Below are 23,374 nucleotides of genomic sequence, written 5' to 3'. Positions count from 1 at the left end.
TTGCGCCGAAGATCACCCACGTTCGAACATCTGTTTGACACTTGTCTAGAACATGTGTTCGACTGGCCGGGTGCGATGGGATCGACAGCGGGCGGACGGTGGCGAGCCGGTCCTGCCCGGATTGGACGGGTTGCTGCGTTCGGTGCGCACGCCCGAGTTCGACGGCGTCACCTTTCACGAGGTGCACGCCAAATCGGTGCTGAACAAGGTGCCCGACGGGTCGGGTGTCCCGTTCGGATGGACGGTGAATCCGTATCGCGGTTGTTCTCACGCGTGCACGTACTGCCTCGAAGGCGCGACTCCGGTCCTGATGGCCGATGGCCGGACCAAGGCGCTGGCGGAGCTCGCGCCCGGTGACGCGATCTACGGGACGCGCGGACGAGGAGCGGGCCGCCGCCTGGTGCCGACGAAGGTGCTCGCGCACTGGTCGACGCTGAAGCCGGCGTACCGCCTGACCCTCGACGACGGAACGTCCATCGTGGCCAGTGGCGACCACCGGTTCCTGACCGGGCGCGGGTGGAAACACGTCACCGGCACCCGGTTCGGCGCCGCGCAGCGGCCGCATCTGGTCGGCGGCACCGAACTCGTCGGCGTCGGGAAACTCGCCCGCACCCCGGACGACACACTCGGCTACCGCGCCGGATACCTGTGCGGGATGCTCCGCTCCGGCGGCTTCTCGACCGAGAAGGACGCCGCGGATCGCGCACTCCGGTACCTGCCCGATTTCGGCGCGTCGGTCGGCTTCGTGCAGGTTCCGCCCTCGCCGGATTCCCATTGGCAGCGTGGATTCCTCGCCGGATTGTTCGATCTCGCCGGTGGGTACCGGCACGGCGCGCTGCGTGTCACGCATGACGAGCAGGACATCGTCTCGACCTTCTGTGCCGCGCTGGGTAACTTCGGCTTCCGTTACGTGAGAACGGAAAACGTCAAGTTCCGTCCGCAGTGGACGGTTCAGCTCCTCGGCGGGCCGTCGGAGGAGGTGCGGTTCTTCCACCTCGCCGATCCCGCCGTCGGCTGGAAACGCTCGCTCGACGGCCTCGCGATCGGCCGGACCAGGCGGAAGGTCACGTCCATCGAACCGCTGGGCATCGAACTGCCGCTGTTCGACATCACCACCGGCACCGGCGACTTCATCGCCGACGGCATGGTCACGCACAACTGTTTCGCCCGGAACACCCACACGTATCTGGATTTCGACGCCGGACGGGACTTCGACACGCAGGTGATCGTGAAGGTCAACGCGCCCGAAGTGCTGGCCGCGCAGCTGCGGCGGCCGAGCTGGGCCCGCGAGCACGTCGCGATGGGCACGAACACCGACCCCTACCAGCGCGCCGAAGGCCGGTACAGGCTGATGCCGCGCATCATCACCGCGCTGGCCGATTCGGGCACGCCCCTGTCGATCCTCACCAAGGGGACCGTGCTGGCCAGGGATCTGCCGCTCCTGGAGTCGGTGTCGAAGGACGTGCCCGCCGGGCTGGCGATCTCGCTCGCGCTGCTCGACGAAGATCTGCAGCACCGCCTCGAGCCGGGGACGCCGAGCCCCCGGGCGAGGCTCGACCTGATCCGCAAGGCACGCGACGCCGGGTTGCCGTGTTCGGTGCTGGTCGCGCCGGTGCTGCCGTATCTGACCGATTCGGTGGACGCACTCGACGCCTTGTTCTCGAAGCTGGCCGAGGCGGGTGCCACGCGGGTCACCGTGCTCCCGTTGCATCTGCGGCCCGGCGCACGGGAATGGTTCGCGCGCTGGCTCGGCCGGGAACATCCGGAACTCGTGCCGAAATACCGCGAGCTGTACGCGCGCGGCGCCTATCTGCCGAAGTCCTATCGGGAGCGGCTGGGTGCCCGCGTCGGCCCGTTGCTGCGCCGTCACGGCTTCGGTTCCCGTGCGGACGACGGGGAACGAATGCAGGTGACGATGCCCGTGCAGCGCTCGGAGGAGGTGGTGATTCCGGCGGCGGAACAACTGAAACTGCTGTGAAGCGGTCCTGTGGCATGCGGCTCTCGCCGTCCGCCGAGGTGCCCTCACCTGCGCCGATGGCGCGTTGCGAAAGCCACTTTCGCAACCTTGGGCGGTGCGAATGCGGCTTCCGCGACCTCGCCGGAAGCTCCTGGCCGGCCTGCGGCGACAGAGACGACTTTCGCCGCACGCGGCCGAAAGTGCGCTCCGTTTCGCGCAATCGGGGAGAACGCCTTGCCGTTGCTCGGTGTGGATGGTGAATTTTCTTACCGCACAACGCATTCGGCCGTTCGGCGCAGTGACTTGGCGGAAAACCTTTTCGTGCTTAACCTCAACAGGACGAAGGCGAGGAGGTGCCTGGTGACCACCCGTACGGATCGCACCGCCGCTGTCCGCATCGCCTGGGCCGCGACCAAGCTGACCAGGGCGGGCAGACACCCCATCGCCATCGGAAGACTCGCCGCCACCGTCGGCATGGACCCCGCCGAAGCCCACCGCCTGATGGACCTGATGGGTTTCGCCATCCGCGACGGTCTGGTCGTGATGGACCGCGGTTCGCGCCCGGCCGAACGGGCGGGTGCCGACCGGTACCGCGTCGACCTGTTCCTCCTGGCCGTCGCCACCGGTGAACCCGTGCACGCGGACGCCGTCTGCCCGGCGACCGGGGCACGCGTCCGGGTCCACTTCACCCGGGAAAGGGTCTTGAGCGTGGACCCGCCGCACGCCGTGGTCGCCGCGTCGCGGTTGCCCGGTATCGACCTCGCCCTCGGCCAGGACTACGTCGAGGCGCTCGTCTGCACGCAGTTCTTCGCGTCGCGGGAGGCGGCCTCGGGCTGGCTGCTGGAGAACATCGACGGCCGGGTCCTGTCCGTGCCGGACTACCTGGCGCACACCCGGCGGATGGTCGCGGCGCTGGAGGCCTGGCCGACGATCTGAGTCTCTCGGGTGAACCCGCGTCCGCGATCGACGTCGGCAGGGCGCGATCTGGTCTTCCAGGTCGCGAAGGCGGTGTAGGCGCCCTGCCACCGCGATAGCGGAGCCTGCGGCCGGGGCGGGTTCACGCCTGTGGTCCCGTTCCCGACAAGACCTCGGCTCCGCCAACCGGCCCTGAGAACACCTGGTCGCGAGGCATCCGGGGCGATTCGTTAGCCTTTGACGTCGGCGAAAAACCGTCGAATCGCAGAATCGTGATGCCGAAGGAGAGCACCCGCAGTGCTTCGCACCCACAAAGCCGGCACCTTGCGTGCCGAGCACGCCGGTCAGACGGTCACCCTCACCGGATGGGTGGCCCGGCGGCGCGATCACGGCGGCGTCATCTTCATCGATCTGCGTGACGCCGGCGGCGTGAGCCAGGTCGTCTTCCGCGAGGGCGAGATGGCCGAGCGCGCTCACCAGCTGCGCTCCGAGTACTGCGTCCGCATCGTCGGTGAGGTCTCGAAGCGGCCGGAAGGCAACGCCAACACCGAGATCCCCACCGGCGAGATCGAGGTGCTGGCCACCGAGCTCGAGGTGCTGTCCGAGGCCGCCGTGCTGCCGTTCCCCATCGACGACCGGGTCGACGTCGGCGAGGAGGTGCGGCTCAAGCACCGCTACCTCGACCTGCGCCGTAGCGGCCCCGCGGCCGCGATGCGCCTGCGCAGCGAGGTGAACCGCGCGGCCCGCGAGGTGCTGCACGCGCAGGAGTTCGTCGAGGTCGAGACCCCGACCATGACCCGTTCCACGCCCGAGGGCGCCCGCGACTTCGTGGTCCCCGCCCGGCTCAAGCCCGGCTCCTGGTACGCGCTCCCGCAGTCGCCGCAGCTGTTCAAGCAGCTGCTCATGGTCGGCGGTCTCGAGCGGTACTACCAGATCGCGCGCTGCTACCGGGACGAGGACTTCCGCGCCGACCGGCAGCCGGAGTTCACCCAGCTCGACATCGAGATGAGCTTCGTCGAGCAGGACGACGTCATCGCGCTCGGCGAGGACATCGTGACGGCGCTGTGGAAGCTGATCGGCGCCGAGATCCCCCGGCCGTTCCGGCGCATCACCTACGCCGAGGCGATGGAGAAGTACGGTTCGGACAAGCCGGACCTGCGCTTCGACCTCGAACTCACCGACATGACGGCGTTCTTCGCCGACACCCCGTTCCGCGTGTTCCAGGCGCCGTACGTCGGCGCCGTCGTGATGGCGGGCGGGGCCGACCAGCCGCGCCGCACCCTCGACGCCTGGCAGGACTTCGCCAAGCAGCGCGGGCACCGCGGCCTCGCCTACATCCTGGTCAACGAGGACGGCACGCTCGGCGGGCCGGTCGCGAAGAACCTGTCGGAGAAGGAACGCGAGACGGTCGCCGAAGCCGCCGGCGCCAAGCCCGGCGACTGCGTCTTCTTCGCCGCGGGCAAGCCCGCCGACGCGCGTGCGCTGCTGGGCGCCACCCGCCTGGAGATCGGCAGCCGTCTCGGCCTGATCGACGAGAACGCCTGGTCGTTCGTCTGGGTCGTCGACTTCCCGATGTTCATCTCGGCCGAGGAGTCCGACGACGTCGCGGTCGGCGGCGGCAAGTGGAAGGCCCTGCACCACGCCTTCACCTCGCCGACCCCGGAGTGGATCGGCAAACTCGCCGACGACCCCGGCAACGCGCTGGCCTACGCCTACGACATCGTGTGCAACGGCAACGAGATCGGCGGCGGCTCGATCCGTATCCACCAGCAGGATCTGCAGAAGCAGGTCTTCGAGCTGATGGGCCTGTCCGAGGAGGAGGCGCAGGAGAAGTTCGGCTTCCTGCTCGACGCCTTCGCCTTCGGCCCGCCGCCGCACGGCGGGATCGCGTTCGGCTGGGACCGGATCGTCATGCTGCTGGCCAAGGCCGAGTCGCTGCGTGACGTCATCGCGTTCCCGAAGACCGGCGGCGGGTTCGACCCGCTGACCGCTGCTCCCGCGCCGATCACCGCGGAGCAGCGCAAGGAGGCGGGCATCGACGCCAAGCCCGCGCCGCCCGTGCAGAGCTGATGCTCCATCTCAGGGCCGTGTGCCCGCCGGACCGGACCGAAGAAGCGATCCGGATCCTGCGGGCACACGCCGGGACGGCGCACCTGGTGGTACATCGCGGGGTGGCGGTCGCGCCCGAGGGCGATCTGATCGAGGCGGACATCGCCCGCGAGGCGACCGACGACATCGTCGAGTCGCTGTGCGGGCTCGACCTCGACCACACGGGCGGGATCACGCTGGAAGCGCTGGACACCGCGGTGTCCGACGCCGCCGACAAGGCCGAAGAGGCCGCACCGGGCGAGGCCGCGGACGCGGTGGTGTGGCAGGAACTCGTCGGCCGCACCGGCGAGGAGTCGCGCCTCACCTGGACATTTCAGGCGTTCCTGACCATCGCGTGCCTGCTGGCGTCCGTCGGCGTCATCACGAACTCGTCGGTCACCATCGTCGGTGCGATGGTGGTGGGTCCGGAATTCGGCCCGCTGGCGGCCATCGCGGTCGGCCTGGTGCTGCGGCGGAAAGACCTCGTCAAGCAGGGCGGAATCGCGCTGCTCGGCGGCTTCCCGATCGCGATGGTGATCACGCTCGGTGTGGTGCTGGTGGGAAATGCCACCGGCGTGCTGGAGGTCAGCAAGCTCGCCGACAACCACGAGGTCGATTTCGTCTATCAGGTGGGAATCGCGTCGCTGATCGTCGCGCTGCTCGCCGGCGCGGCCGGGATGCTTTCCATGACTTCGGCCAAATCCGCCGCGCTCGTGGGCGTGTTCATCTCGGTGACGACGGTGCCCGCAGCGGGTTACGCGGTGGTCGCGGCGGTTGCCGGTCAGTGGGAACGGTGCCTTTATTCGGCCGGCCAGCTGCTGGTCAATCTCCTCGGAATCGTTGCAGCTGCGGCCATTGTGCTGACATTGCGCCGTCGTGGGCAACGATCGAGGGTGACGGAACGTCCGCTTTCACGCGGATGAGTCCCAGATCGCGCCAGTGCGCGCGATTGCCCGGATCTCAGTGGTCATGGTTGCTCAGTCACGAGTAGGGTCGGTGGCAATGACAGTCGATACCTCCTCTGCCGACGATTCCACCGTCGGAGCTGGAGCCGAAACCCTCGCCATCGCGGCCGCGGTCGCCGCCGGCGAGTCGGTCCTTTCGCGCCGATTCGGCAGCGCGATCACCCTCGTCGCCCCCGAAGACCTCGCCGGCAGTGGCCCGGCCACGGTCGTCCGGGCGCGGGTGGCGTCGTCGCCGTTCGCGCTGCCGCGGACCCTGGTCATCAAGCACTACCCCGACCAACCCGAACCGGGGCGGCCCGATCCGTTCGCGCAGGAGGCGGTCAGCTACCAGCTGTTCACCGCGCTCGCGCCGGAGGACCGCATGTGCCCGGAACTGCTGGCCCACGACGGCCGGGACCGTGTCCTGGTGATCGAGGACCTCGGCGGCGTCCCGACGCTGCACGACAAGCTCCATGCGCGCGACGCGCGCGGAGCCGAACGCGCGCTGCTGTCCTGGGCCCGGTCGCTGGGCAGGTTGCACGCGAGCACCGCGAGCCGCGAGCCCGACTTCAACGCCCTGTTGCGCCGTCTGGGCGGCCCGGTCAAGAACGAGGACGCGCCGCTGCCCGCGGTGTGCGCGCAGCTGCCCGGCCTGCTGGAAGAACTGCTCGACGTCGAGACGCCGGAGCCGGTGCAGCAGCGGGTCATGGAGGTCGCCGAGCGCGCGGGTTCGCCGTCGTACCGCGCGTTCAGTCCCGTCGATCTCAGCCCGGACAACAACCTCGTGACCAGCGGTGGAGTGCGGTTCCTCGACTTCGAACGCGGCCGGGTGCGCAGCACCCTCATGGACGCGGCGTACCTGCGCCTCCCGTTCGCGTCCAGTGAGGACGCGCTGGCGCTGCCGCCGGGGATGAGCGAGGCGATGATCGCGGCCTGGCGGGCCGAGGTCGTCTCGGTCTGGCCCGCGCTCGCGGACGAAGACGCGCTGGCCGAGCACCTGATGGACGGTCAGCTGCTCCTGCTGTGGGTCATCACCTGGGAGATCCTGCCGGAGCTGGACCTGAGCCGGCACGCCACGCCGATCAGCCGGGAGGCCGCGCTGGTGACCTGGTGGCGGGAACTGGCCAAACATTCGCTGCGCGCTCGCCTGACCCACATCTCCGAGCACGCCACCCGGGTCGCCGCGGCGCTCGGCGCGCGGCTGGGGCCGCACGCGGACCTCGCGTTCTATCCGGCGTTCCGGTAGCCGCCGCACGGACTTTTCGCTCGACCGTCCTCGCCGCGTTACCCAGGCATCACCACGGGTGAGTCTGCGTGGCCGATGGTGGCTACCGTGACCGTGATCAGTGTCGAAGTCACTCCGAGTCCCGAACCTCTCCTTCCTCCCGCGCCGGCCGTCCCGAGGTCCGCGCGCAGACTGGTCGTACTCGGCGATTCCACGGCCGTGGGCCTGGGCGACCCACTGCCGGACCGAGGCGGCTGGCGCGGGGTCGGCCCGCTGGTCGCCGAGGCGCTGGGCGTCGAACCGGACGGCTACCTGAACCCGTCGTTCACCGGTGCCCGCATGGGCTGTGTGCTGACGAAGCAGCTTCCCGCGGCCGTGGCGCACCGGCCGGACGTCGCGCTGGTGGTGGCGGGGATGAACGACACGCTGCGCCCCGATTTCAGTGCCGAGAAGATCGCCGCAGACCTCACCGAGGTGATCCGTGCGCTGGCCGCCGTCGGCACCATCGTGGTCCCGGTGCGCTACCACGACCACGGCAAGGTGTTCCGTCTCCCGCAGTCCTTGCGGCGGGCGTTGAGCCAGCGGGTGGCCGAACTGAACGCCGCCATCGACGGGGTCGTCGAACGCGAGGGCGTGCCGTGTCTCGACCTCGAACTCCTGCCGGGTGCCTACGACCTCACCGCGTGGAGCGTCGACCGGCTGCACCCATCGGAACTCGGGCACCGGATGCTGGCGACCGGGTTCACCGAACGGCTCGCCGAGGCCGGGTTCGCGGTGCCGCGGCCGGTCAGCCTGACCTGCTCGGGAGGCGTGGAGCCGAGTACCGCCGGGCACGTCGGCTGGCTGGTGCTCAAGGGCGTCCCGTGGGTGTGGCGGCGCGGCCGCGAGTTCGTGCCGTACGCGGCCGTGATCATGTGGCACGCGTTCCGGGAGCGGCTGCGCTGACCTGTGGCCGGAACCGTCGGTGGGTACGGCTACCGTCGACACCGTGGCACAGGACGAACTCTTCACCGTGAACCCCGACCTCGGGCCGCCGCCGGAGCCGGCCGAGCCGAGGAACACCGCGGTCCCGGCAGGCTCGCCGCTGGCGGTGCGGATGCGGCCGCGGTCGCTCGACGAGGTCGTCGGCCAGCAGCACCTGCTGCGTGAGGGCGCGCCGCTGCGGCGGCTCGTCGAAGGCGCGGCTCCCGCTTCCGTGCTGCTCTACGGTCCGCCGGGGACGGGCAAGACCACGCTGGCGAACCTGGTCTCGGCCGCGACCGGCCGCCGGTTCGTGGCGATGTCGGCGCTGTCGGCCGGGGTGAAGGAGGTGCGCGGGGTCATCGAGGAGGCCCGCCGCCGCCGGGCCTACAACGCCGAGAACACGGTGCTGTTCATCGACGAGGTCCACCGGTTCTCCAAGACCCAGCAGGACGCCCTGCTCGGCGCCGTCGAGGACCGGACGGTACTGCTGGTGGCGGCCACCACGGAGAACCCGTCGTTCTCCGTCGTCTCGCCGCTGCTTTCGCGGTCGCTGGTGCTGCAGCTGCGGCCGCTGACCGACGCCGACATCGTCACGCTGATCGAACGCGCGCTGGCCGACGAACGTGGTCTCGGCGGCGAACTCACCCTCACCGAAGACGCGCGGGAACATCTGGTGCGGCTGGCCTCCGGTGACGCGCGGCGAGCGCTCACCGCGCTGGAAGCGGCCGCGGACGCGGCGAGCGCGACCGAGGCCAAGACGATCGACCTGCCCATCGTCGAGTCCACAGTGGACAAGGCGGCGGTGCGCTACGACCGCGACGGCGACCAGCATTACGACGTCATCAGCGCGTTCATCAAATCGATCCGGGGGTCCGATGTGGACGCCGCGCTGCATTACCTGGCGCGGATGATCGAGGCGGGGGAGGACCCGCGGTTCCTGGCCCGGCGGCTGGTGGTGCACGCGAGCGAGGACATCGGCATGGCCGACCCGACGGCGTTGCAGTCGGCCGTCGCGGCGGCGCACGCGGTGCAGTTCATCGGGATGCCGGAAGGCCGTCTCGCGCTGGCGCAGGCGACCGTGCACCTGGCGACGGCGCCGAAGTCGAACGCCGTCATCACCGGCATCGACGCCGCGCTCAGCGACGTCCGGTCCGGGCGGATCGGGACGGTGCCGCCGCATCTGCGCGACGGGCACTACGCGGGAGCGGAGAAGCTCGGCAACGCGAAGGGCTACCGGTACCCGCACAACGTCCCGGAAGGTGTTCTGGCGCAACAGTATCCGCCGGACGAACTGGTCGGGCGGGACTACTACGAGCCGACGCAGCGCGGGGCGGAGCGGACGTTGCACGAGCGGGTTCCGAAGCTGCGGCGGACCATCAGGGGTGAACGTTAGCCCGCGTTCGGAGCAAGGTCGCCGTGATCGGTAACGATCGTCGAGCACGGGGCTATATCCCTTGTGGCTGGGGGATGCCGGGTTGTCACGCTGGGTGGGGTCTCCCGTGCTCGACCACGACGGCGAGCAGAACGAGACCGACAACCTCAACCGATGGCTGTTTTCGGAATTCGTGTTTTCGTGACCGCTTCCGTCGCGGTTTTCGCCGTGGCGACTGCTGCCCCCGCTTTGGCTACCGAGGCCCCGGCCGGCGCCTCGGTCGTGACGCAGACGCCGGACGAGGTGCGCACCGCCGCCGCAGCCGTCGTCGGGCTCGAAGTGACCCCGGTGTTGTTGCGGGCCGCTGAACGGGACTTCGTCTTTGAGATCTACCGTGCCGCGAAGCTGCGTGGCGAGATCGCGCGGGAAGTCCAGTTCGCGGCGCTCGGCGCCTACAACGACGGGTGGACTTCGTTGTTCCTCAGCACCGGGATCTACGAGGCGCACCAGCGGGATCTGGACCGGGAAACGCTGTACCAGGCCCGGCGCGCGGAGCGGCAGCCCGCCGCCGCACTGCTCGGTTTCGAGCTGATCTCGATCCTGCTGGCCCAGGACGACAAGAACTTCGTGTTCGAGTTGTGGGAACGGGCCGCCCAAGGTTCGTTCGTGAGGGCGGCCGCGGGCAAGGTTTTCAGCGGGACACCGGCGGAGCAGAAGGAGTTCATCGTCCGCGGGATCTTCGTCGAGCATCAGCGTGACGTGGACGCGGCGAAGGAAGCGGCCGAGAAGGAAGCCGCGGAAAAGAAGCTCCGCGACGCGCGGGTGAAGGCTGCCGCCGTCGTCGGCATGGATCCGGCGCTGGCCGCGCAGCTGACAGACGAGTATTTCGTGGAGCAGATCTGGTTCCATGACCTGGCGCCCCGGGACTCCGAGGTGTGGTACCGGGCCTTCCACAGCCGGACGCCGGAGCAGTGGCGTGCTTTCATCGACACCGGCATCTTCGAGGCCGCGGCCAAGGACAAGGTGGACACCATCAAGGTCCGCGCCGCCGCTGTCGTCGGTATCGAGGCCGGATACGCCAGGTACCTCCAGGAAGGGCCTTTGGTTCGCGAGATCTGGTCCAGGGCGAGGTCTGGCAGCCAGGTCCAGGCTGCCGCCTATCGTGCCCTGCGGAGCGAATCTCCCGCGCAGTGGCGGGTCTTCCTGGAGACGGAGATCTTCGTCGCCGCGGCGGCGGACAGGCCCTGAATCAGGTTGTGATCGGTCCGTTGGCGGCGGACTGTGCGGATTTCGGGACGTTGGATGACCCGAAATCCCCGCAGTCGTGCGTGATCGGTCCGGTCACGCGGGTTCGGGCCTTGGGCGGGGACGTCTCCGGAATGTCGCTGCGGAGCTGCGGGCATGCCGAGGGGCCCGTCGCCGGTGGCTGGCGGGCTCCTCGGGTTCAGACGTGATGGAGGGTGTTGCGGCGGGGATGTCGGAGCGGATCTCGGTATTGGGGTGGGATGAACTCCGGTAGTCCGTCGGCGGCCATGCGTACTTCCCAGTCACCGTGGTGGATCAGGCGGTGATGGAATCCGCAGAGCAGTACGAGGTTGCGGAGATCCGTCGGTCCGTCGTCTGCCCAGTGCACGATGTGGTGGGCGTGGCAGTTCTTGGGTTTCCGATGGCATCCGGGGAAGGCGCAGCCGCCGTCGCGGATGTTCAACGCTCGGCGTTGGCCGGGTGTCACGAATCGTCGCAGCCGCCCCACGTCGAGGGGTTCTCCGGCGGCGCTCAGCACGACGGGCAGCATCAGGCAGTCGCAGGCGGCCAGCCGGGCTTCCCTTGCGGTCATCGTGCCGACGAAGTCCAGGCACGCGGTCCCGAGACCCGACTTCAACTCGTCAAGTCCGATGGTGACATGGACGAGGGTGCGGTAGCCGCTGGTGCCAGGCTGGTCCGGGCACGCGATCGCCAGATCGAGAATATCGACCCACGCATCACCCATGCGCTCGCACTTCATCCGCAGGTCCGCCTGCCCGAACTCGTCGACGGGGCGGTGCTGGGCGTAGGCCTCCAGGGCGGCGGCGGTGCGGGCACCGGTCTCGTCATCGAGCAACCCGGTGAGTTTCCAGAATCCGTCTTTGCGGCGCTCCAGGGTGATTTCCCGGCGCGGCTCCTTCGGTTCCGGATCCTTGGGCGCCTTGCCGTCGGGGTCGAGCAAGGCGAGCAGGTTCGCCTCGGCCTTGGCCAGCTGCCGGGGACCGGCACTCGGGGCAAGATCGGCGAGGATCTTCTCCGCGTTCGCCCGATCCTCGGCCGGAAGTTTCTTCACGATCTCGAGGATCTGGTCGATCCGCTCGTCCCCGACCAACCCCTCCGCCGCCACAGCGGCAGTGGCAGGCAGCGCGGCCGGAACCTCGGTGCCGTCCAACGCGCGGGTCGGGTTCAGCGCGATGGCCCGCTTCACTACGGCACCGGCTTCACCGACCGACAGTCCGGCGATATCGGCGAACCACGCGGCCGTGCGGCCATACCCGTACAAGTCTTTGACGCCCCGCGACTCGATCTCCGCCAAATACCGCCCCAAACCCGCGGTAGCCATGCGAATCACCTGCAAGGACTGCTGCACGCCATGGGCAAGCTCCAGCTTGCCAGCACGCCACAACTCCTGCGGCAGTTCGGGAAGGAAGGTCTCGGACACGCCTCCAGAATACCGCAAACAATAGAACACGTGTTCGTAATTTTAAGCGACGAGCGAAACGCCTGGACAACACTGAAGGGTGATTCGGCCTCGTGCGGCGACCACGTAAAGAAGCCTGGCGCAATTAGCCGACTAAAAGCGATCAGTGCGCGAAGCAAGTAGCCGGCTAAATGCGATAAGCCCGAAAGTAAAGCGAGCTTGAGAATTCCTTGAGTCCACCCTGGACAGTTCGACCGCTCCCGTTCGCCTTGCCGTCGCGAGCCGAACACATCCGTCGGCGAGTATCCCGCGTATGGAAATCCCGAGGGTCGGTGTTCCCGACGCACTGGCTTCACGTCTGCCGATGGCCGAACAACACGAGTACCTGCGCCGCCGCACGATACTCAAAGGCGCCGTCCTCGCCGCCGGACCGCTTCTCTTGCAGGGCACCGCCTACGCCGATGGCGACAAAGTCGTCCCTGCCGGACGGCATCTCGCGTTCGGGCGGAATCCGCGGACGTCGATGCGGGTCGCGTGGCAGGTGCCGGCGCCGGTGCGGAAGCCGTTCCTGCGGATCGCCGACGGCCACGGCGGCTGGAGTCACCGCATCCCGGCCGAGGTTCGCGCGCTGCATTCCGAGGTCGCCGGGGTCATCGCGCCGTACGACCAGTACTACCTGCACGCCGAGGCCGACCACCTCTGGCCCGGCCACACCTATCGTTACGCCGTCGGGCACGAGGGTTTCGATCCGGCGTCGGGCGACGGCGGTTCCGCGGCGATCTCGACGTTCACCACCGCGCCCGCACGGGGAATCCCGGCGGGCAAGTTCACCTTCACCGCGTTCGGTGACCAGGGTGTTTCGACGACGGCGCTCGCTCAGGACGGCGCGGTCGCGCGGCAGAACCCGCGTTTCCACCTGCTGGCGGGTGACATCGCGTACGCCGACCCGAGTGGCGCGGGCAAGCCGCCCGGCACCAAGCCCGACGCGGACCACGACCTCTTCGACCCCAAGGTCTGGGACGCCTACTACCGGCAGATCGAGGGTGTCGCCGCGTCGGTGCCGTGGATGGTCACCACCGGCAATCACGACATGGAGGCCCTCTACTCGCCCGACGGCTACGGCGGCCAGGTCAAGCGCTGGGACTTCCCCGGCAGCGGCCCGCACGACTGCCCGAGCGTGTACTCGTTCATCTACGGCAACGTCGGGGTGATCTCGCTCGACGCCAATGACGTCTCCTACGAGATCCCGGCCAACCTCGGCTATTCGCGCGGCTCCCAGACGGCGTGGCTCAAGCGGCGCCTGCGGTACCTGCGCTCGCAGCCGGACGTCGACTTCGTGGTGGTGTTCTTCCATCACTGCGCCTACTCGACGACCAATCAGCACGCGTCCGAGGGCGGCGTCCGCGAGCAGTGGGTCCCGCTGTTCGACGAGTACCGGGTCGACCTCGTGATCAACGGGCACAACCACATCTACGAGCGCACCGACGCACTGCGCGGCGGCAAGGTGACCCGGGAGGTCAGAATCGGCGACACGGTCGAGCCGGATCGCGACGGAACCGTGTACGCGACCTGCGGTGGCGGCGGGAAGAGCCTCTACAGCTTCCCGGTGCCGGACACGTTCACGGGGGAGTTCCAGTCGTACCACTGGGTCAAGGGCGGCGAGAAGGTGACCGAGACCGTGTCCTGGTCGCGGGTGCGTTACACCGGTTACTCGTTCCTCGCGATCGACGTCGAGCCCGCCTGGCCCGGCCGCCGGACGACGCTGACCGTGCGGACCCTGCGCAACGACGGCGCCGAAATCGACCGGTTCACCCTGCGCCGTACGGCCGGCCTCCACCGTTCGCGGCACGCGTCGGTCCTCGGCGCCGACCAGGGAGACGTATAACGACCTACACAGGCCCGCATGGTGAGACTCGGTGCCATATCGTGGACCGGCGACATACAGTCCGGGACATGTCGCCGAGAACCCTCCTGCGGGCCGTCATGGCCGTTTCCGCCGTCACGCTCCTTGCCGCGTGTAACGCCTCGGCCAAGGATCCGGCCGATCGGAACGCCGCGGGTCCCGCGCTGGTCCTGATCACGCCGAGCCCGGTCGGGGTCAACGACTTCCTCAAACTCGCCGTCCAGGGCATCGAGGACTCGGCCAAGAAGCACAACGGGACGCAGAAGGTGTACCAGAGCACCGATCCGGCGTCGATCCAGCAGAACCTCGCGGCCGCGGTGCGGGAGAAACCCGCCGTGATCGTCGCCGTCGGCTTCAACTTCGCCGACGTGATCGCGGCCGAGGCGGAGCGCAACCCGGAGCAGAAGTTCCTCTTCGTGGACTCCTGCACGACGAAACCGTTCCCGAACGTCACCTGCGCGGTGTTCCGCGAGCACGAGGGCAGCTACCTCGCCGGTGCCGAGGCCGGGCTGCTGAGCAAGAGCGGCAAGGTCGGCGCGGTCGTCGTGCTCGACGCGCCCCAATTCCGCCGGTACTCGATCCCGTTCGGGCAGGGCGCCGAGAAGGCCAAACCCGGTACCACGCTGGCCCCGTTGTTCATCGGCGGCGCGAACCCGTTCAACGACCCGGCCCGCGCGAAGGCGCTGGCAGGCACGCTGGCCGGCCAAGGCGTCGACCACGTCATGGGCGCGGCGTCCGCGGCGGGCAACCTCGGCGTGTTCGAGGCGGCCGAACAGGGCGGGTTCTTCGCGTTCGGGGTCGACGCCAATCAGTGCCCGGCCAGCCCGGGACAGGTCGTGGACAACGTCATCAAGCGCACCAACGTCGTCGTCGGCGACGGCGTCGACGCGATCCTCGGCGGCAAGACCGGCGAGACGAAGTCCTATGGTCTCAAGGAGAAGGGCATTTCCCTGACCGGGCTGGAGCCGGACGCCGCCGCCTCGCAGTGCGTCGTCGCGAGCCACCCCGACGTGCTGGCCAAGGTCGGCGAACTACGGGACCAGATCGTCTCGGGCGCGATCGTCGTCGATGACCCCGCCAAGTCCTGACGCCGTCTCACTCCGGGGGATCGTCAAGCGGTTCCCCGGAGTGCTCGCGAACGACCACGTGGACCTCGACGTCGGCAGCGGCGAGATCCACGCGCTGATGGGGGAGAACGGCGCGGGCAAGTCGACGCTCATGTCCGTGCTCTACGGCCTGCACCGGCCCGACGAGGGCACGATCTCCCTGCACGGCGAGGAAGTCTCCTTCGGCTCGCCCGCGCAGGCCATCGACGCCGGTGTCGGCATGGTGCAGCAGGGATTCGCGCTGTTCGGCGAACTCACCGTCACCGAGAACGTCGTGTTCGGCAGCGAACCGACCCGCCGCGGTCTGCTGGACCGCAAGGCGGCGACGGGCCGCGTCACCGAACTGATCGAACGGCACGAACTGCGGCTGCGCCCCGGCGATCGCGTCCGTGACCTGCCGGTCGGGCTCCGGCAGCGCGTCGAGATCCTCAAACTGCTGTACCGCGACGCCGGTGTGCTGATCCTCGACGAACCCACCGCCGTGCTCACCCCGCCCGAGACCGAGCGGCTGTTCGGCGTGCTGCGCGCCCTCGCCGCCGAGGATCGCACGATTCTGCTGGTGTCGCACAAACTCCAGGAGGTCCTCGCCGTCAGCGACCACGTCACGGTGCTGCGGGACGGTCGCGTCAGTGCCCGCGGCCGCACCGCGGACCAGACGGCCGCCGGGCTCGCCGCGGCGATGACCGGCCGTGAGGTCGACCTCGATCGCGTCCACCCGGCCGGGACGCCCGGCGAGGCCGTCCTCGAAGCCCAATCCCTGATCGTTTCCGGCGTGGCAGGAAAGCCGTTGCTGGACAACGTGTCCTTGACCGTGCGCGCCGGGGAGATCGTCGGCGTCGCCGGAGTCGCGGGCAACGGACAGGCCGAGCTTTCCGGCGCCATCACCGGCCTGCTGAAAACCGGCGGCACCATCGTCCTGAATGGACAGAACCTCGACGGATTGTCGGTGCGGGCCAGGAGAGACGCCGGGCTCGCCCACGTCCCGGAAGACCGCGCCGAGGTCGGCTCGGCGCCCACGGCGAGCCTGCGGGAGAACCTGGCCGTCGGCTTCCATCGCAAGCGTCCCCTGGCGCGCAGGGGATTCCTGCGTCGCAGAGCGATCGGCGAGCACGCGTCGGCGATCATCGAGGACTACGACGTCCGCGCGTCCGGCCCCGCCGCCGCGATGGGCACGCTGTCCGGCGGTAACCAGCAGAAAGCGATCTTCGGCCGCGAACTCACCCACGACGCGCCGTTCCTGCTGGTCGAACAGCCCACCCGCGGCGTCGACGTCGGCGCGATCGAGAACATCCACACCCGCCTCGTCGCCCATCGCGACGCCGGGCACGCCGTCCTGCTGATCTCCGCCGAACTCAGCGAGATCCTGGCGTTGTCGGACCGCGTGCTGGTGCTGTTCGAGGGCCGGATCGTCGCGGAGTTCACCAAGGACGAGGCCGATCCGCACACGATCGGCCTCGCGATGGCCGGAGGTGCCGGATGACCCGCGTCCGCCTCGTCGCCGTCCCGGTCGCCGCCGCGCTCGTGCTCGGCGCGCTCCTGTTGCTGGCCACCGGAACCGATCCGCTGGCCGCGTACGGCGCGATCGTCTCCGGCGCGTTCGGCCCCGACGGCATCGGCGACACCCTCGCCTACGCCGTCCCCGTCGCGGGGATGGCGACCGCGCTGGCCATCCCGCTGCGCGCGGGCATGGTGAACCTCGGCGGTGAGGGGCAGCTGGTGCTCGGCGCGGTCAGCGCGCTCGCCGTCGGCCTCTCCGTGCCCGGCCCGGGGCCGGTGAAGGTCATCCTCGCGCTGCTCGCGGGCATCCTCGCCGGGGCCGCGTACGCCGCGCTGGCCGCGGTCTGCGAGAACCGCCTCGGCGTCCCGTTGCTGATCAGCACGCTGTTGCTGAGCTATCCGGCGATGTCGCTCGCCGGGTATCTGGTGCGGTTCCCGATGAAGGACGCCGGTTCCAGCCTGCCGCAGAGCCCGCAGCTGACCGAAGGCGCGCGGTTGCCCGAAATCGACGGCGTGACGACCGGGATCTTCCTCGTGGTGGCGGTGATCGCGGTCTACACGGTGATCGACGCCCGCACACCCGCCGGTTTCGAGACGAAGGTGACCGGGTGGGCGCCGCGGTTCGCCGCCTACGCCGGGATCGACCGGCCGAAACTCACCCTGCGGCTGCTGGCCGCCTCGGGCGGGACGGCCGGGCTGGTCGGCGCGATCGCCGTCCTCGGCTTCCCGTACCGGTTCATCGACGGCGCGCTGATCACGCCGCAGTACACCTGGATCGGGCTGCTGGCGGCGCTGCTCGCCGGGGCGAGCCCGCTCGGAACGCTGCTCGCGGCGGTGTTCTTCGCGGCGCTGACCAGCGGCGGCTTCGCGATGGAACGCGCCACCCAGGTCCCCCGCGAACTCACCGCGGTCATGCAGGCGGTGCTGATCATCTTCCTCGCGGCCGCCTCGGGGGTCTTCAGGCGGAAGGCGAGGCGGGCATGATCGACGCGAGTCTGTTCTCCTCGGCGTTCACCGCGTTGACGCCGATCCTGTTCGCCGCGCTCGCGGGCGCGCTGTGCCAGCGGGCCGGGGTCTTCAACATCTCGCTGGAGGGTTCCCTCCTGGTCGGCTGCTTCGGCGCGGTGGCCGGGAGCTGGTACACCGGCAGCGCCTGGATCGGCGTCGTCGTGGCGGTGCTCGCGGCGACCGCGTACTCGCTGATCCTCGCGATCGGCTCGATCACCTTCGATGGTGATCCGATCGTGCTGGGCGTCGCGAGCAACCTGCTCGCGGTCGGCCTGACGAGCTTCCTCATCCGTACCGTCTTCGGCACCGAAGGCTCGTTCAGCGATCCGTCGTTGCAAGGACTGGGCCAGTTCGGGCCGATCCCCGGGCAGTCGCTACTGGTCTACCTGTCCTGGCTGGCCGTGCCCGCGCTCGCGGTGCTGCTGTACCGGCATCCGTGGGGCCTGCGGCTGCGCGGCGTGGGCGAGCGCCCGGAAGCGGCGTCCAGTCTCGGCGTCAACGTGACCAAGTACCGCTACGGGGTGATCCTCGCGGGCGGAGCGCTGTGCGGTCTCGGCGGCGCGCAACTGGCGCTGGGCTCGGTGACGCTCTTCGCCGAGAACATGACCGCGGGCCGCGGCTGGATCGCCGTCGTGGCGGTCATGCTGGGCCGCGCGCATCCGCTCGGCGTGCTGCTCGCGGCGCTGCTGTTCGGCCTCGCCGAGGCGTTCGGCTTCCGGCTCCAGGGCATCGGGTTGCCGCAGCAGGCCACCGACGCCGCCCCGTACGTCGTCACGCTCGTGGCGCTGTTCCTGTCCAACATCAAGCGCAAGAAGGGACAGCCCGCGTGAGCGACGTCCTGCCCATCACCAAGATCCCCCGGCACGGACTGCCGCCGCGCGCGCTGGTCGTGGGCGACCCGGATCGCGCGACGGCCGTGGCCGAGTCGCTGGCGGATGGCGTCCTCGTCGGCCAGAACCGCGAGTACCGCAGCTACACCGGCACCTGGAAGGGGGTCCCGGTCGTCGTGTCGTCGCACGGTGTCGGCGGCCCCGGCGCGCTGTGCCAGTTCGGTGAGCTGGCCGAGGCGGGCGTCCGCACGTTTCTGCGGCTCGGCACCGCCGGATCGCTGGCCGACGGGATCACCGACGGCGATCTCGTCATCGCCGAGGCCGCCGTCCGCGACGACGGCGTCACCCAGCAGCTGATCCATCCGGAGTACCCGGCGTTCGCCACCCCGGAGATCGTCGTGGCGCTGAGCCGCGCGGCTCCCGAGGCGCATCGGGGCGTGGTGTGGACGCGGGCCGCGTTCAGCCCGCTGGTGCTCACCCTCCCGATGACCGAGTACCTGGCCGCGCGGGTGATCGCCATTGAGATGGAACTCTCCACGCTGCTGGTGTTCGCGGCATTGCGCGGCCTGCGGGCCGGTGGTGTGCTCGTGATCGACGGCGACGCGCGGCCCGAGCACCCCGATCCGTCGGCCTACGACCCGCATCGCGACGTCGTGGCCGAGGGGGTGGCGAGGGCAACTCGTGTCGCCCTCGACGCTCTCATCGACGTGGAAGGGGCGGAATGACCGAAGTGTGGCGAAAAGTGGCGCTCGAGTTGGCGAGCACCCTGACGGCGGACGCGGCCGAGCGAGACCTCGCCGGGCGTCTCCCGGTGCACGAGGTCGGCTTGCTGCGCGAGTCCGGGCTCTTGCCCCTGCTCGACACCGCCGGCTGGGCGGCCGCGAACGAGGCCACCCGGATCGTCTCCGCCGCGGACGCGTCGGTCGGCCATCTGCTCGGCTACCACTACCTGCAGCTGTGGCGCACCGGCCTGTTCGGGCCACGCGCGGCGAGCGAACCGGGCTGGTTCTGGGCGGGCGTGAGCAATCCGCTCGACGCCGCCCTGCTCATGACCCCGGTCGACGGCGGGTTCACCGTCGACGGCACCAAGACCTTCGCCACCGGCGCGGCCGTCGCCGATCGCCTGGTGGTCAGCGCGACGAGGACCGACAACGGCGAGAAGCTGACCTTCGTCGTCGACGCGCGGGCCGACGGGATCACCTTCCCCGGTGAGTGGGACAACATCGGCCAGCGGCTCACGGCGAGCGGCGCGGTGCGGTTCGAGGCCGTCCGCGTCGCCAAGGACGACGTGCTCGGCGCCCAGCCGGAAGACCAGTCGGATCCGAAAGTACCCCGCATCTCCCTGGCGGCGATCGGTTTCCAGCTCATGCTCGCGCAGGTGTACGTCGGCCTCGCGTTCGGCGCGCTCGACGCGGCGGCCGTCTACACACGGGAGTCCGCGCGGCCCTGGACGCTGTCCGATGTGGACAAAGCGGCGCAGGATCCGTACACCCTGGCCGGATACGGCGAGCTGGTCGCGACGGCGCGGGCGGCCGGTTTCGCCGTCGACGCCGCGGTTTCCGCGCTCGGTGAGGCCGACGAACGCGGCTTCGACCTGACCCCGGCCGAACGCGCCGAAGCGGCGATCGCCATCTCGTCGGCGAAGATCGTCGCGAGCCGGGCCGCGGTCGAGACCACGAGCAAGGTCTTCGAGTTCACCGGCGCGCGGGCCACCGCGACGAAGTACGGCTTCGACCGCTTCTGGCGCAACGCCCGCACGCTGACTTTGCACGACCCCGTGACGTACAAGGCGCGCGAGGTCGGCGACCACTTCCTCAACGGGATCCCGCCGTGCCTTTCGGGGTACAGCTGATGACGCTGCCGATCCTCGCCGAAAGCGTCCGCCTCGACGACGAAGGCGTGCACATCCTCGACCGCCGGGTCTTCCCGTTCGAGCGGGAATGGGTGCTCTGCCGGACTTCGGAAGAGGTCGCGGTGGCCATCGAAAACATGGTCACACAGTCTTCGGGGCCGTATTTCGCCGCGTTGGGCGCGATGGTGCTCGCCGCCCGGGAGGCGTCCGGGTCGGCCGACCCTCGGGCGTACCTGGAGCGGGCGGGTGAGCGGATCGTCGCGACCCGCAAGACCAACAACCACCTGCGCAAGGCCGTCGCCGCCGTACTGTCCGAAGTGGACAGAGCGGTCGGTGATCTCGTCGAGGCCGCGTCCAGGGGTGCGCGAGTAGGTGACGAATTGTATCGGTCCCGCAGCCGCGCGCTGGGTGCGCACGCGGCGGAGCTGGTGCCGGACAAGGCGACCGTGCTGACGCATTGCTGGGCCGACCTGTACCTGGTCGAATTCGTGCTCGCCGCGCGGCGGCAGGGCAAGGAGTTCTCCTTCCTGTGCACGGAGACCCGGCCGTACCTGCAGGGCGCGCGGCTGACCGCCGAGACGCTCGCCGAGATGGGCGCCGACACCCGGCTGATCACCGACGGGATGGGCGCCGCGGTGCTGTCCTCCGGCGAGGCCGGCGCGCTGGTGACCGCGGCCGACCGCGTCACCATGGACGGTCACGTCGTCAACAAGATCGGCACCCTGGGCCTCGCGGTGGCGGCGAAGGCGTTCGGCGTGCCGTTCCTCGCGATGGTCCAGGCACCCGATCAGGCGGCACCGACCGGTGCCGACGTGCCGATCGAATACCGCGACGGCGACGAAGTGCTGAGCGCGCTCGGGCACCGCGTCGCGAGCGAACGCGTCCGTGGGCACTATCCGGCCTTCGACGTGACACCACCGCGGTTCGTGACCGCGGTGGTGACCGACCGCGGGGCCTTCGAGCCCGGACGGCTCCGCGAGTACTACGCAGAAGGGGAAGCGAACCAGTGACCGCAACGCTGACCGCCCGATGGGTGGTCCTCGACATCGAGGGCACGCTGACCGCCACCAGCTACGTGCACGTGACCCTCTACGACTACGCGCGCCCGCGGCTGGGCCCGTGGATCGACGACCACCCGGATGACCCCGAAGTCGCCGGTGCTGTCGCCGAGATCAAGGAACTCGGCGGGCTCCCGGCGGACGCGTCCACAGTGGACGTCGTGCGGGTGCTGCACGGCTGGATGGACGCGGATCAGAAGATCGCGCCGCTGAAGACGTTGCAGGGGCTCATCTGGCAGCGCGGGTACGCCGAGGGCGACCTCACGACGGAGTTCTTCGGCGACGTCGCCCCGGCGCTGCGGTCGTGGCACGAGTCCGGGCTGCGGCTCGCGGTGTTCTCCTCCGGTTCGGTCGCCGGGCAGATCGCCTCGTTCTCCCGGACCACCGACGGTGACGTCACCGGCCTGTTCGAGAAGCATTTCGACACCGTCAACGCCGGGCCGAAACGCGAGGTGCCGTCGTACCGCGCGATCGCCTCCGCGCTGGAGGCCGAACCGGGTGACATCGTGTTCTTCTCCGACGTCCCCGCCGAACTCGACGGGGCCGCCGCCGACGGCTGGCAGACCGTCGGTCTCGCCCGCGTGGGTGAGCCCTTCGGCGACGCTGATTTCGGGACACACCGGACGATCCGGACGTTCGACGAGGTGAAGGTCGTCACTCGATGAGTCTTCTGGAACTCGCCGGACGCGCGCTGGCCGAGGAGTCCGCCCGGTTCGCCGGGCTGGGCTGGATGCGGGGCACGTCCGGCAACCTCTCGGTGGTGCTCGGGCGTGATCCGCTGCGGGTCGCCGTCACCGTCAGCGGCCGGGACAAGGGCGAGCTGACCAGCGACGACGTCGTGGTGGTCGGCGAAGACGGGCTGGCCGTCGCCGACCAGCCGCATCCGGAGAAGGTGCCGTCGGCCGAGGCCGGATTGCACGCCCGGATCGCGGCGGTGTCGGGCGCGGGCGCGGTGGTCCACGTGCACGCGCTCGCGCCGGTGGTGGCCGCCGAGCACTGGCCGGACGGTGTCGAACTGCGTGACCTGGAGATGCTCAAGGGCTTCGGCCGCGCCGCGCACGACGACCTGGTGACCATCCCGGTGATCGCCAACGGCCAGGACATGCGCGTCCTCGGTGACGCGTTCGAGGCGGGGTTCCGGGCGGACACGCCGGCGGTGATCGTCGCGCGGCACGGGATCTACGTCTGGGGGGATGACCTGCGCCACGCGCGTCATCGCGTGGAATGTTTGGAGTGGTTGCTCCGGTTCCGGGTAGAGACAAGACTTGTCGGTGGAGAAAGGGGAGTGCGATGACCCTGCTGACCGTGTGGCCGGACGACCGGCCCGGCGAGATCGCGCTCAGGACCGAGGACCCGGCCGTGATCACCGGGGAACTCGGGCGGCTCGGCGTCCGGTTCGACCGCTGGGACCTCGTCCCGGATCTGCCGCGCGAAGTGACGCCTGAGCAGGTGCTGGCCGCCTACGAGGAACCGATCGGCAAGGTCTCGGCGGCCGAGGGCTACACCTTCGTGGACGCCGTCCGGATGACCCCGTCGGACGAGCCCGGCTGGGCGGCCGAGGCCGCCGAAGCCCGGCAGAAGTTCCTCGCCGAGCACACCCACGACGATGACGAAGATCGCTTCTTCGCGCGGGGATCCGGCGTGTTCTACCTGCACGTCGGAGGCAAGGTGTACGCGGTGCTGTGCGAGGCGGGAGACCTGCTGAGCGTGCCCGCGAACACCACGCACTGGTTCGACATGGGCACGCGGCCCGACTACGTGTCCATCCGGTTCTTCCACGACGACGGCGGGTGGGTCGGGAACTTCACCGGCGCGACGCTGGCGGGGGACTTCCCGGACTTCGACACGTTGACCGCCGGGCGTTACTGACCGCTTCGGGCTTGCGTTGGGCGTGGGTGGCACGTCGCGAAAGCCACTTTCGCGACGTCAGATGTCCCGAAAGTGGCTTTCGCGACATGCTGGTGGCCTCCGTTGGCGGCGATGTGGCGCTC

Annotated in this window: 20 protein-coding genes; 19 read left to right on the top strand and 1 reads right to left on the bottom strand. The window is 69.7% G+C overall.

All coding sequences use genetic code 11. The features are described from left to right. The first annotated feature begins 70 nt into the window (after window positions 1-70). The 8 genes from CVV72_RS15795 to CVV72_RS15760 all read left to right on the top strand — a co-directional run bounded on the left by CVV72_RS15795 (window position 71) and on the right by CVV72_RS15760 (window position 10,712). A complete protein-coding gene (locus CVV72_RS15795) occupies window positions 71-1,978 on the top strand; it encodes an intein-containing Rv2578c family radical SAM protein (protein ID WP_219153127.1) in 1,908 nt (635 codons plus the stop codon). Between the two features lie 339 nt (window positions 1,979-2,317). After that, window positions 2,318-2,893, top strand: a complete 576-nt coding sequence (gene merB / locus CVV72_RS15790) for an organomercurial lyase (protein ID WP_219153126.1) — start codon at window positions 2,318-2,320, stop codon at window positions 2,891-2,893. 276 nt (window positions 2,894-3,169) lie between these two features. Then, window positions 3,170-4,942 carry an aspartate--tRNA ligase gene (gene aspS / locus CVV72_RS15785; RefSeq protein ID WP_219153125.1) on the top strand — a complete coding sequence of 591 codons (1,773 nt, stop codon included), beginning with the start codon at window positions 3,170-3,172 and terminating at the stop codon, window positions 4,940-4,942. Continuing rightward, entirely contained in the window at window positions 4,942-5,883 is a 942-nt protein-coding gene (locus tag CVV72_RS15780) for a DUF389 domain-containing protein (RefSeq protein ID WP_219153124.1), read from the top strand. Before aspS ends, CVV72_RS15780 begins: the two co-directional genes overlap by 1 nt. Window positions 5,884-5,962: 79 nt before the next feature. Then, entirely contained in the window at window positions 5,963-7,150 is a 1,188-nt protein-coding gene (locus CVV72_RS15775; protein WP_219153123.1) for a phosphotransferase, read from the top strand. Window positions 7,151-7,225: 75 nt separating this feature from the next. Further along, window positions 7,226-8,074 carry an SGNH/GDSL hydrolase family protein gene (locus CVV72_RS15770; RefSeq protein ID WP_219153122.1) on the top strand — a complete coding sequence of 283 codons (849 nt, stop codon included), beginning with the start codon at window positions 7,226-7,228 and terminating at the stop codon, window positions 8,072-8,074. 43 nt (window positions 8,075-8,117) lie between these two features. Continuing rightward, the gene (locus tag CVV72_RS15765; RefSeq protein ID WP_219153121.1) at window positions 8,118-9,485 is read left to right on the top strand and encodes a replication-associated recombination protein A; all 1,368 of its coding nucleotides are present in this window, start codon (window positions 8,118-8,120) and stop codon (window positions 9,483-9,485) included. Between the two features lie 207 nt (window positions 9,486-9,692). After that, window positions 9,693-10,712 (top strand): hypothetical protein, encoded by a 1,020-nt coding sequence (locus CVV72_RS15760; protein WP_255632707.1) that lies wholly within the window; start codon window positions 9,693-9,695, stop codon window positions 10,710-10,712. Between the two features lie 196 nt (window positions 10,713-10,908). Here the strand turns inward: CVV72_RS15760 and CVV72_RS15755 are convergent, their stop codons facing one another. After that, window positions 10,909-12,150: an HNH endonuclease signature motif containing protein gene (locus tag CVV72_RS15755; RefSeq protein WP_219153120.1), complete on the bottom strand. Its 1,242-nt coding sequence runs from the start codon at window positions 12,148-12,150 to the stop codon at window positions 10,909-10,911. A 292-nt stretch (window positions 12,151-12,442) separates the two neighbouring features. On the opposite strand from CVV72_RS15755, the gene CVV72_RS15750 reads away from it, so the two are divergent. The 11 genes from CVV72_RS15750 to CVV72_RS15700 all read left to right on the top strand — a co-directional run bounded on the left by CVV72_RS15750 (window position 12,443) and on the right by CVV72_RS15700 (window position 23,252). Further along, complete coding sequence (locus CVV72_RS15750; RefSeq protein WP_219153119.1) at window positions 12,443-14,014, top strand: metallophosphoesterase family protein; 1,572 nt, start codon at window positions 12,443-12,445, stop codon at window positions 14,012-14,014. Window positions 14,015-14,082: 68 nt separating this feature from the next. Beyond that, the gene (locus CVV72_RS15745) at window positions 14,083-15,120 is read left to right on the top strand and encodes a BMP family ABC transporter substrate-binding protein (protein WP_255632706.1); all 1,038 of its coding nucleotides are present in this window, start codon (window positions 14,083-14,085) and stop codon (window positions 15,118-15,120) included. Next, on the top strand, window positions 15,101-16,618 hold the full coding sequence (locus CVV72_RS15740) for an ABC transporter ATP-binding protein (protein WP_255632705.1): 1,518 nt from the start codon (window positions 15,101-15,103) through the stop codon (window positions 16,616-16,618). Before CVV72_RS15745 ends, CVV72_RS15740 begins: the two co-directional genes overlap by 20 nt. Next, window positions 16,615-17,619 (top strand): ABC transporter permease, encoded by a 1,005-nt coding sequence (locus CVV72_RS15735; RefSeq protein WP_219153118.1) that lies wholly within the window; start codon window positions 16,615-16,617, stop codon window positions 17,617-17,619. The genes CVV72_RS15740 and CVV72_RS15735 overlap by 4 nt, the downstream gene beginning before the upstream one ends. Further along, window positions 17,616-18,473, top strand: coding sequence for an ABC transporter permease (locus tag CVV72_RS15730; protein ID WP_219153117.1), 858 nt, complete (start codon window positions 17,616-17,618; stop codon window positions 18,471-18,473). Before CVV72_RS15735 ends, CVV72_RS15730 begins: the two co-directional genes overlap by 4 nt. Beyond that, window positions 18,470-19,198 carry a nucleoside phosphorylase gene (locus tag CVV72_RS15725; RefSeq protein WP_219153116.1) on the top strand — a complete coding sequence of 243 codons (729 nt, stop codon included), beginning with the start codon at window positions 18,470-18,472 and terminating at the stop codon, window positions 19,196-19,198. Before CVV72_RS15730 ends, CVV72_RS15725 begins: the two co-directional genes overlap by 4 nt. Further along, entirely contained in the window at window positions 19,195-20,325 is a 1,131-nt protein-coding gene (locus CVV72_RS15720) for an acyl-CoA dehydrogenase family protein (RefSeq protein ID WP_219153115.1), read from the top strand. The genes CVV72_RS15725 and CVV72_RS15720 overlap by 4 nt, the downstream gene beginning before the upstream one ends. Beyond that, complete coding sequence (locus tag CVV72_RS15715) at window positions 20,325-21,335, top strand: methylthioribose-1-phosphate isomerase (protein WP_219153980.1); 1,011 nt, start codon at window positions 20,325-20,327, stop codon at window positions 21,333-21,335. Before CVV72_RS15720 ends, CVV72_RS15715 begins: the two co-directional genes overlap by 1 nt. Continuing rightward, window positions 21,332-22,048 carry an acireductone synthase gene (gene mtnC, locus CVV72_RS15710; RefSeq protein WP_219153114.1) on the top strand — a complete coding sequence of 239 codons (717 nt, stop codon included), beginning with the start codon at window positions 21,332-21,334 and terminating at the stop codon, window positions 22,046-22,048. The genes CVV72_RS15715 and mtnC overlap by 4 nt, the downstream gene beginning before the upstream one ends. Next, window positions 22,045-22,677, top strand: a complete 633-nt coding sequence (gene mtnB / locus CVV72_RS15705) for a methylthioribulose 1-phosphate dehydratase (RefSeq protein WP_219153113.1) — start codon at window positions 22,045-22,047, stop codon at window positions 22,675-22,677. The genes mtnC and mtnB overlap by 4 nt, the downstream gene beginning before the upstream one ends. Next, complete coding sequence (locus CVV72_RS15700; protein WP_219153112.1) at window positions 22,674-23,252, top strand: acireductone dioxygenase; 579 nt, start codon at window positions 22,674-22,676, stop codon at window positions 23,250-23,252. Before mtnB ends, CVV72_RS15700 begins: the two co-directional genes overlap by 4 nt. Window positions 23,253-23,374: the final 122 nt, after the last annotated feature.

This window comes from Amycolatopsis sp. TNS106 (assembly GCF_019330265.1).
Taxonomy (GTDB): Bacteria; Actinomycetota; Actinomycetes; order Mycobacteriales; family Pseudonocardiaceae; genus Amycolatopsis; species Amycolatopsis lurida.
This window is presented reverse-complemented; position numbering and strand designations above follow the sequence as displayed.

Coding starts and splice junctions, on each gene's coding strand:
- CVV72_RS15720 (WP_219153115.1), top strand. CDS start 19,195: ATGACCGAAGTGTGGCGAAAAGTGGCGCTCGAGTTGGCGAGCACCCTG.
- CVV72_RS15750 (WP_219153119.1), top strand. CDS start 12,443: ATGGAAATCCCGAGGGTCGGTGTTCCCGACGCACTGGCTTCACGTCTG.
- CVV72_RS15745 (WP_255632706.1), top strand. CDS start 14,083: ATGTCGCCGAGAACCCTCCTGCGGGCCGTCATGGCCGTTTCCGCCGTC.
- mtnB (WP_219153113.1), top strand. CDS start 22,045: ATGAGTCTTCTGGAACTCGCCGGACGCGCGCTGGCCGAGGAGTCCGCC.
- CVV72_RS15780 (WP_219153124.1), top strand. CDS start 4,942: ATGCTCCATCTCAGGGCCGTGTGCCCGCCGGACCGGACCGAAGAAGCG.
- CVV72_RS15740 (WP_255632705.1), top strand. CDS start 15,101: ATGACCCCGCCAAGTCCTGACGCCGTCTCACTCCGGGGGATCGTCAAG.
- CVV72_RS15700 (WP_219153112.1), top strand. CDS start 22,674: ATGACCCTGCTGACCGTGTGGCCGGACGACCGGCCCGGCGAGATCGCG.
- CVV72_RS15730 (WP_219153117.1), top strand. CDS start 17,616: ATGATCGACGCGAGTCTGTTCTCCTCGGCGTTCACCGCGTTGACGCCG.
- CVV72_RS15715 (WP_219153980.1), top strand. CDS start 20,325: ATGACGCTGCCGATCCTCGCCGAAAGCGTCCGCCTCGACGACGAAGGC.
- CVV72_RS15735 (WP_219153118.1), top strand. CDS start 16,615: ATGACCCGCGTCCGCCTCGTCGCCGTCCCGGTCGCCGCCGCGCTCGTG.
- CVV72_RS15770 (WP_219153122.1), top strand. CDS start 7,226: ATGGTGGCTACCGTGACCGTGATCAGTGTCGAAGTCACTCCGAGTCCC.
- CVV72_RS15775 (WP_219153123.1), top strand. CDS start 5,963: ATGACAGTCGATACCTCCTCTGCCGACGATTCCACCGTCGGAGCTGGA.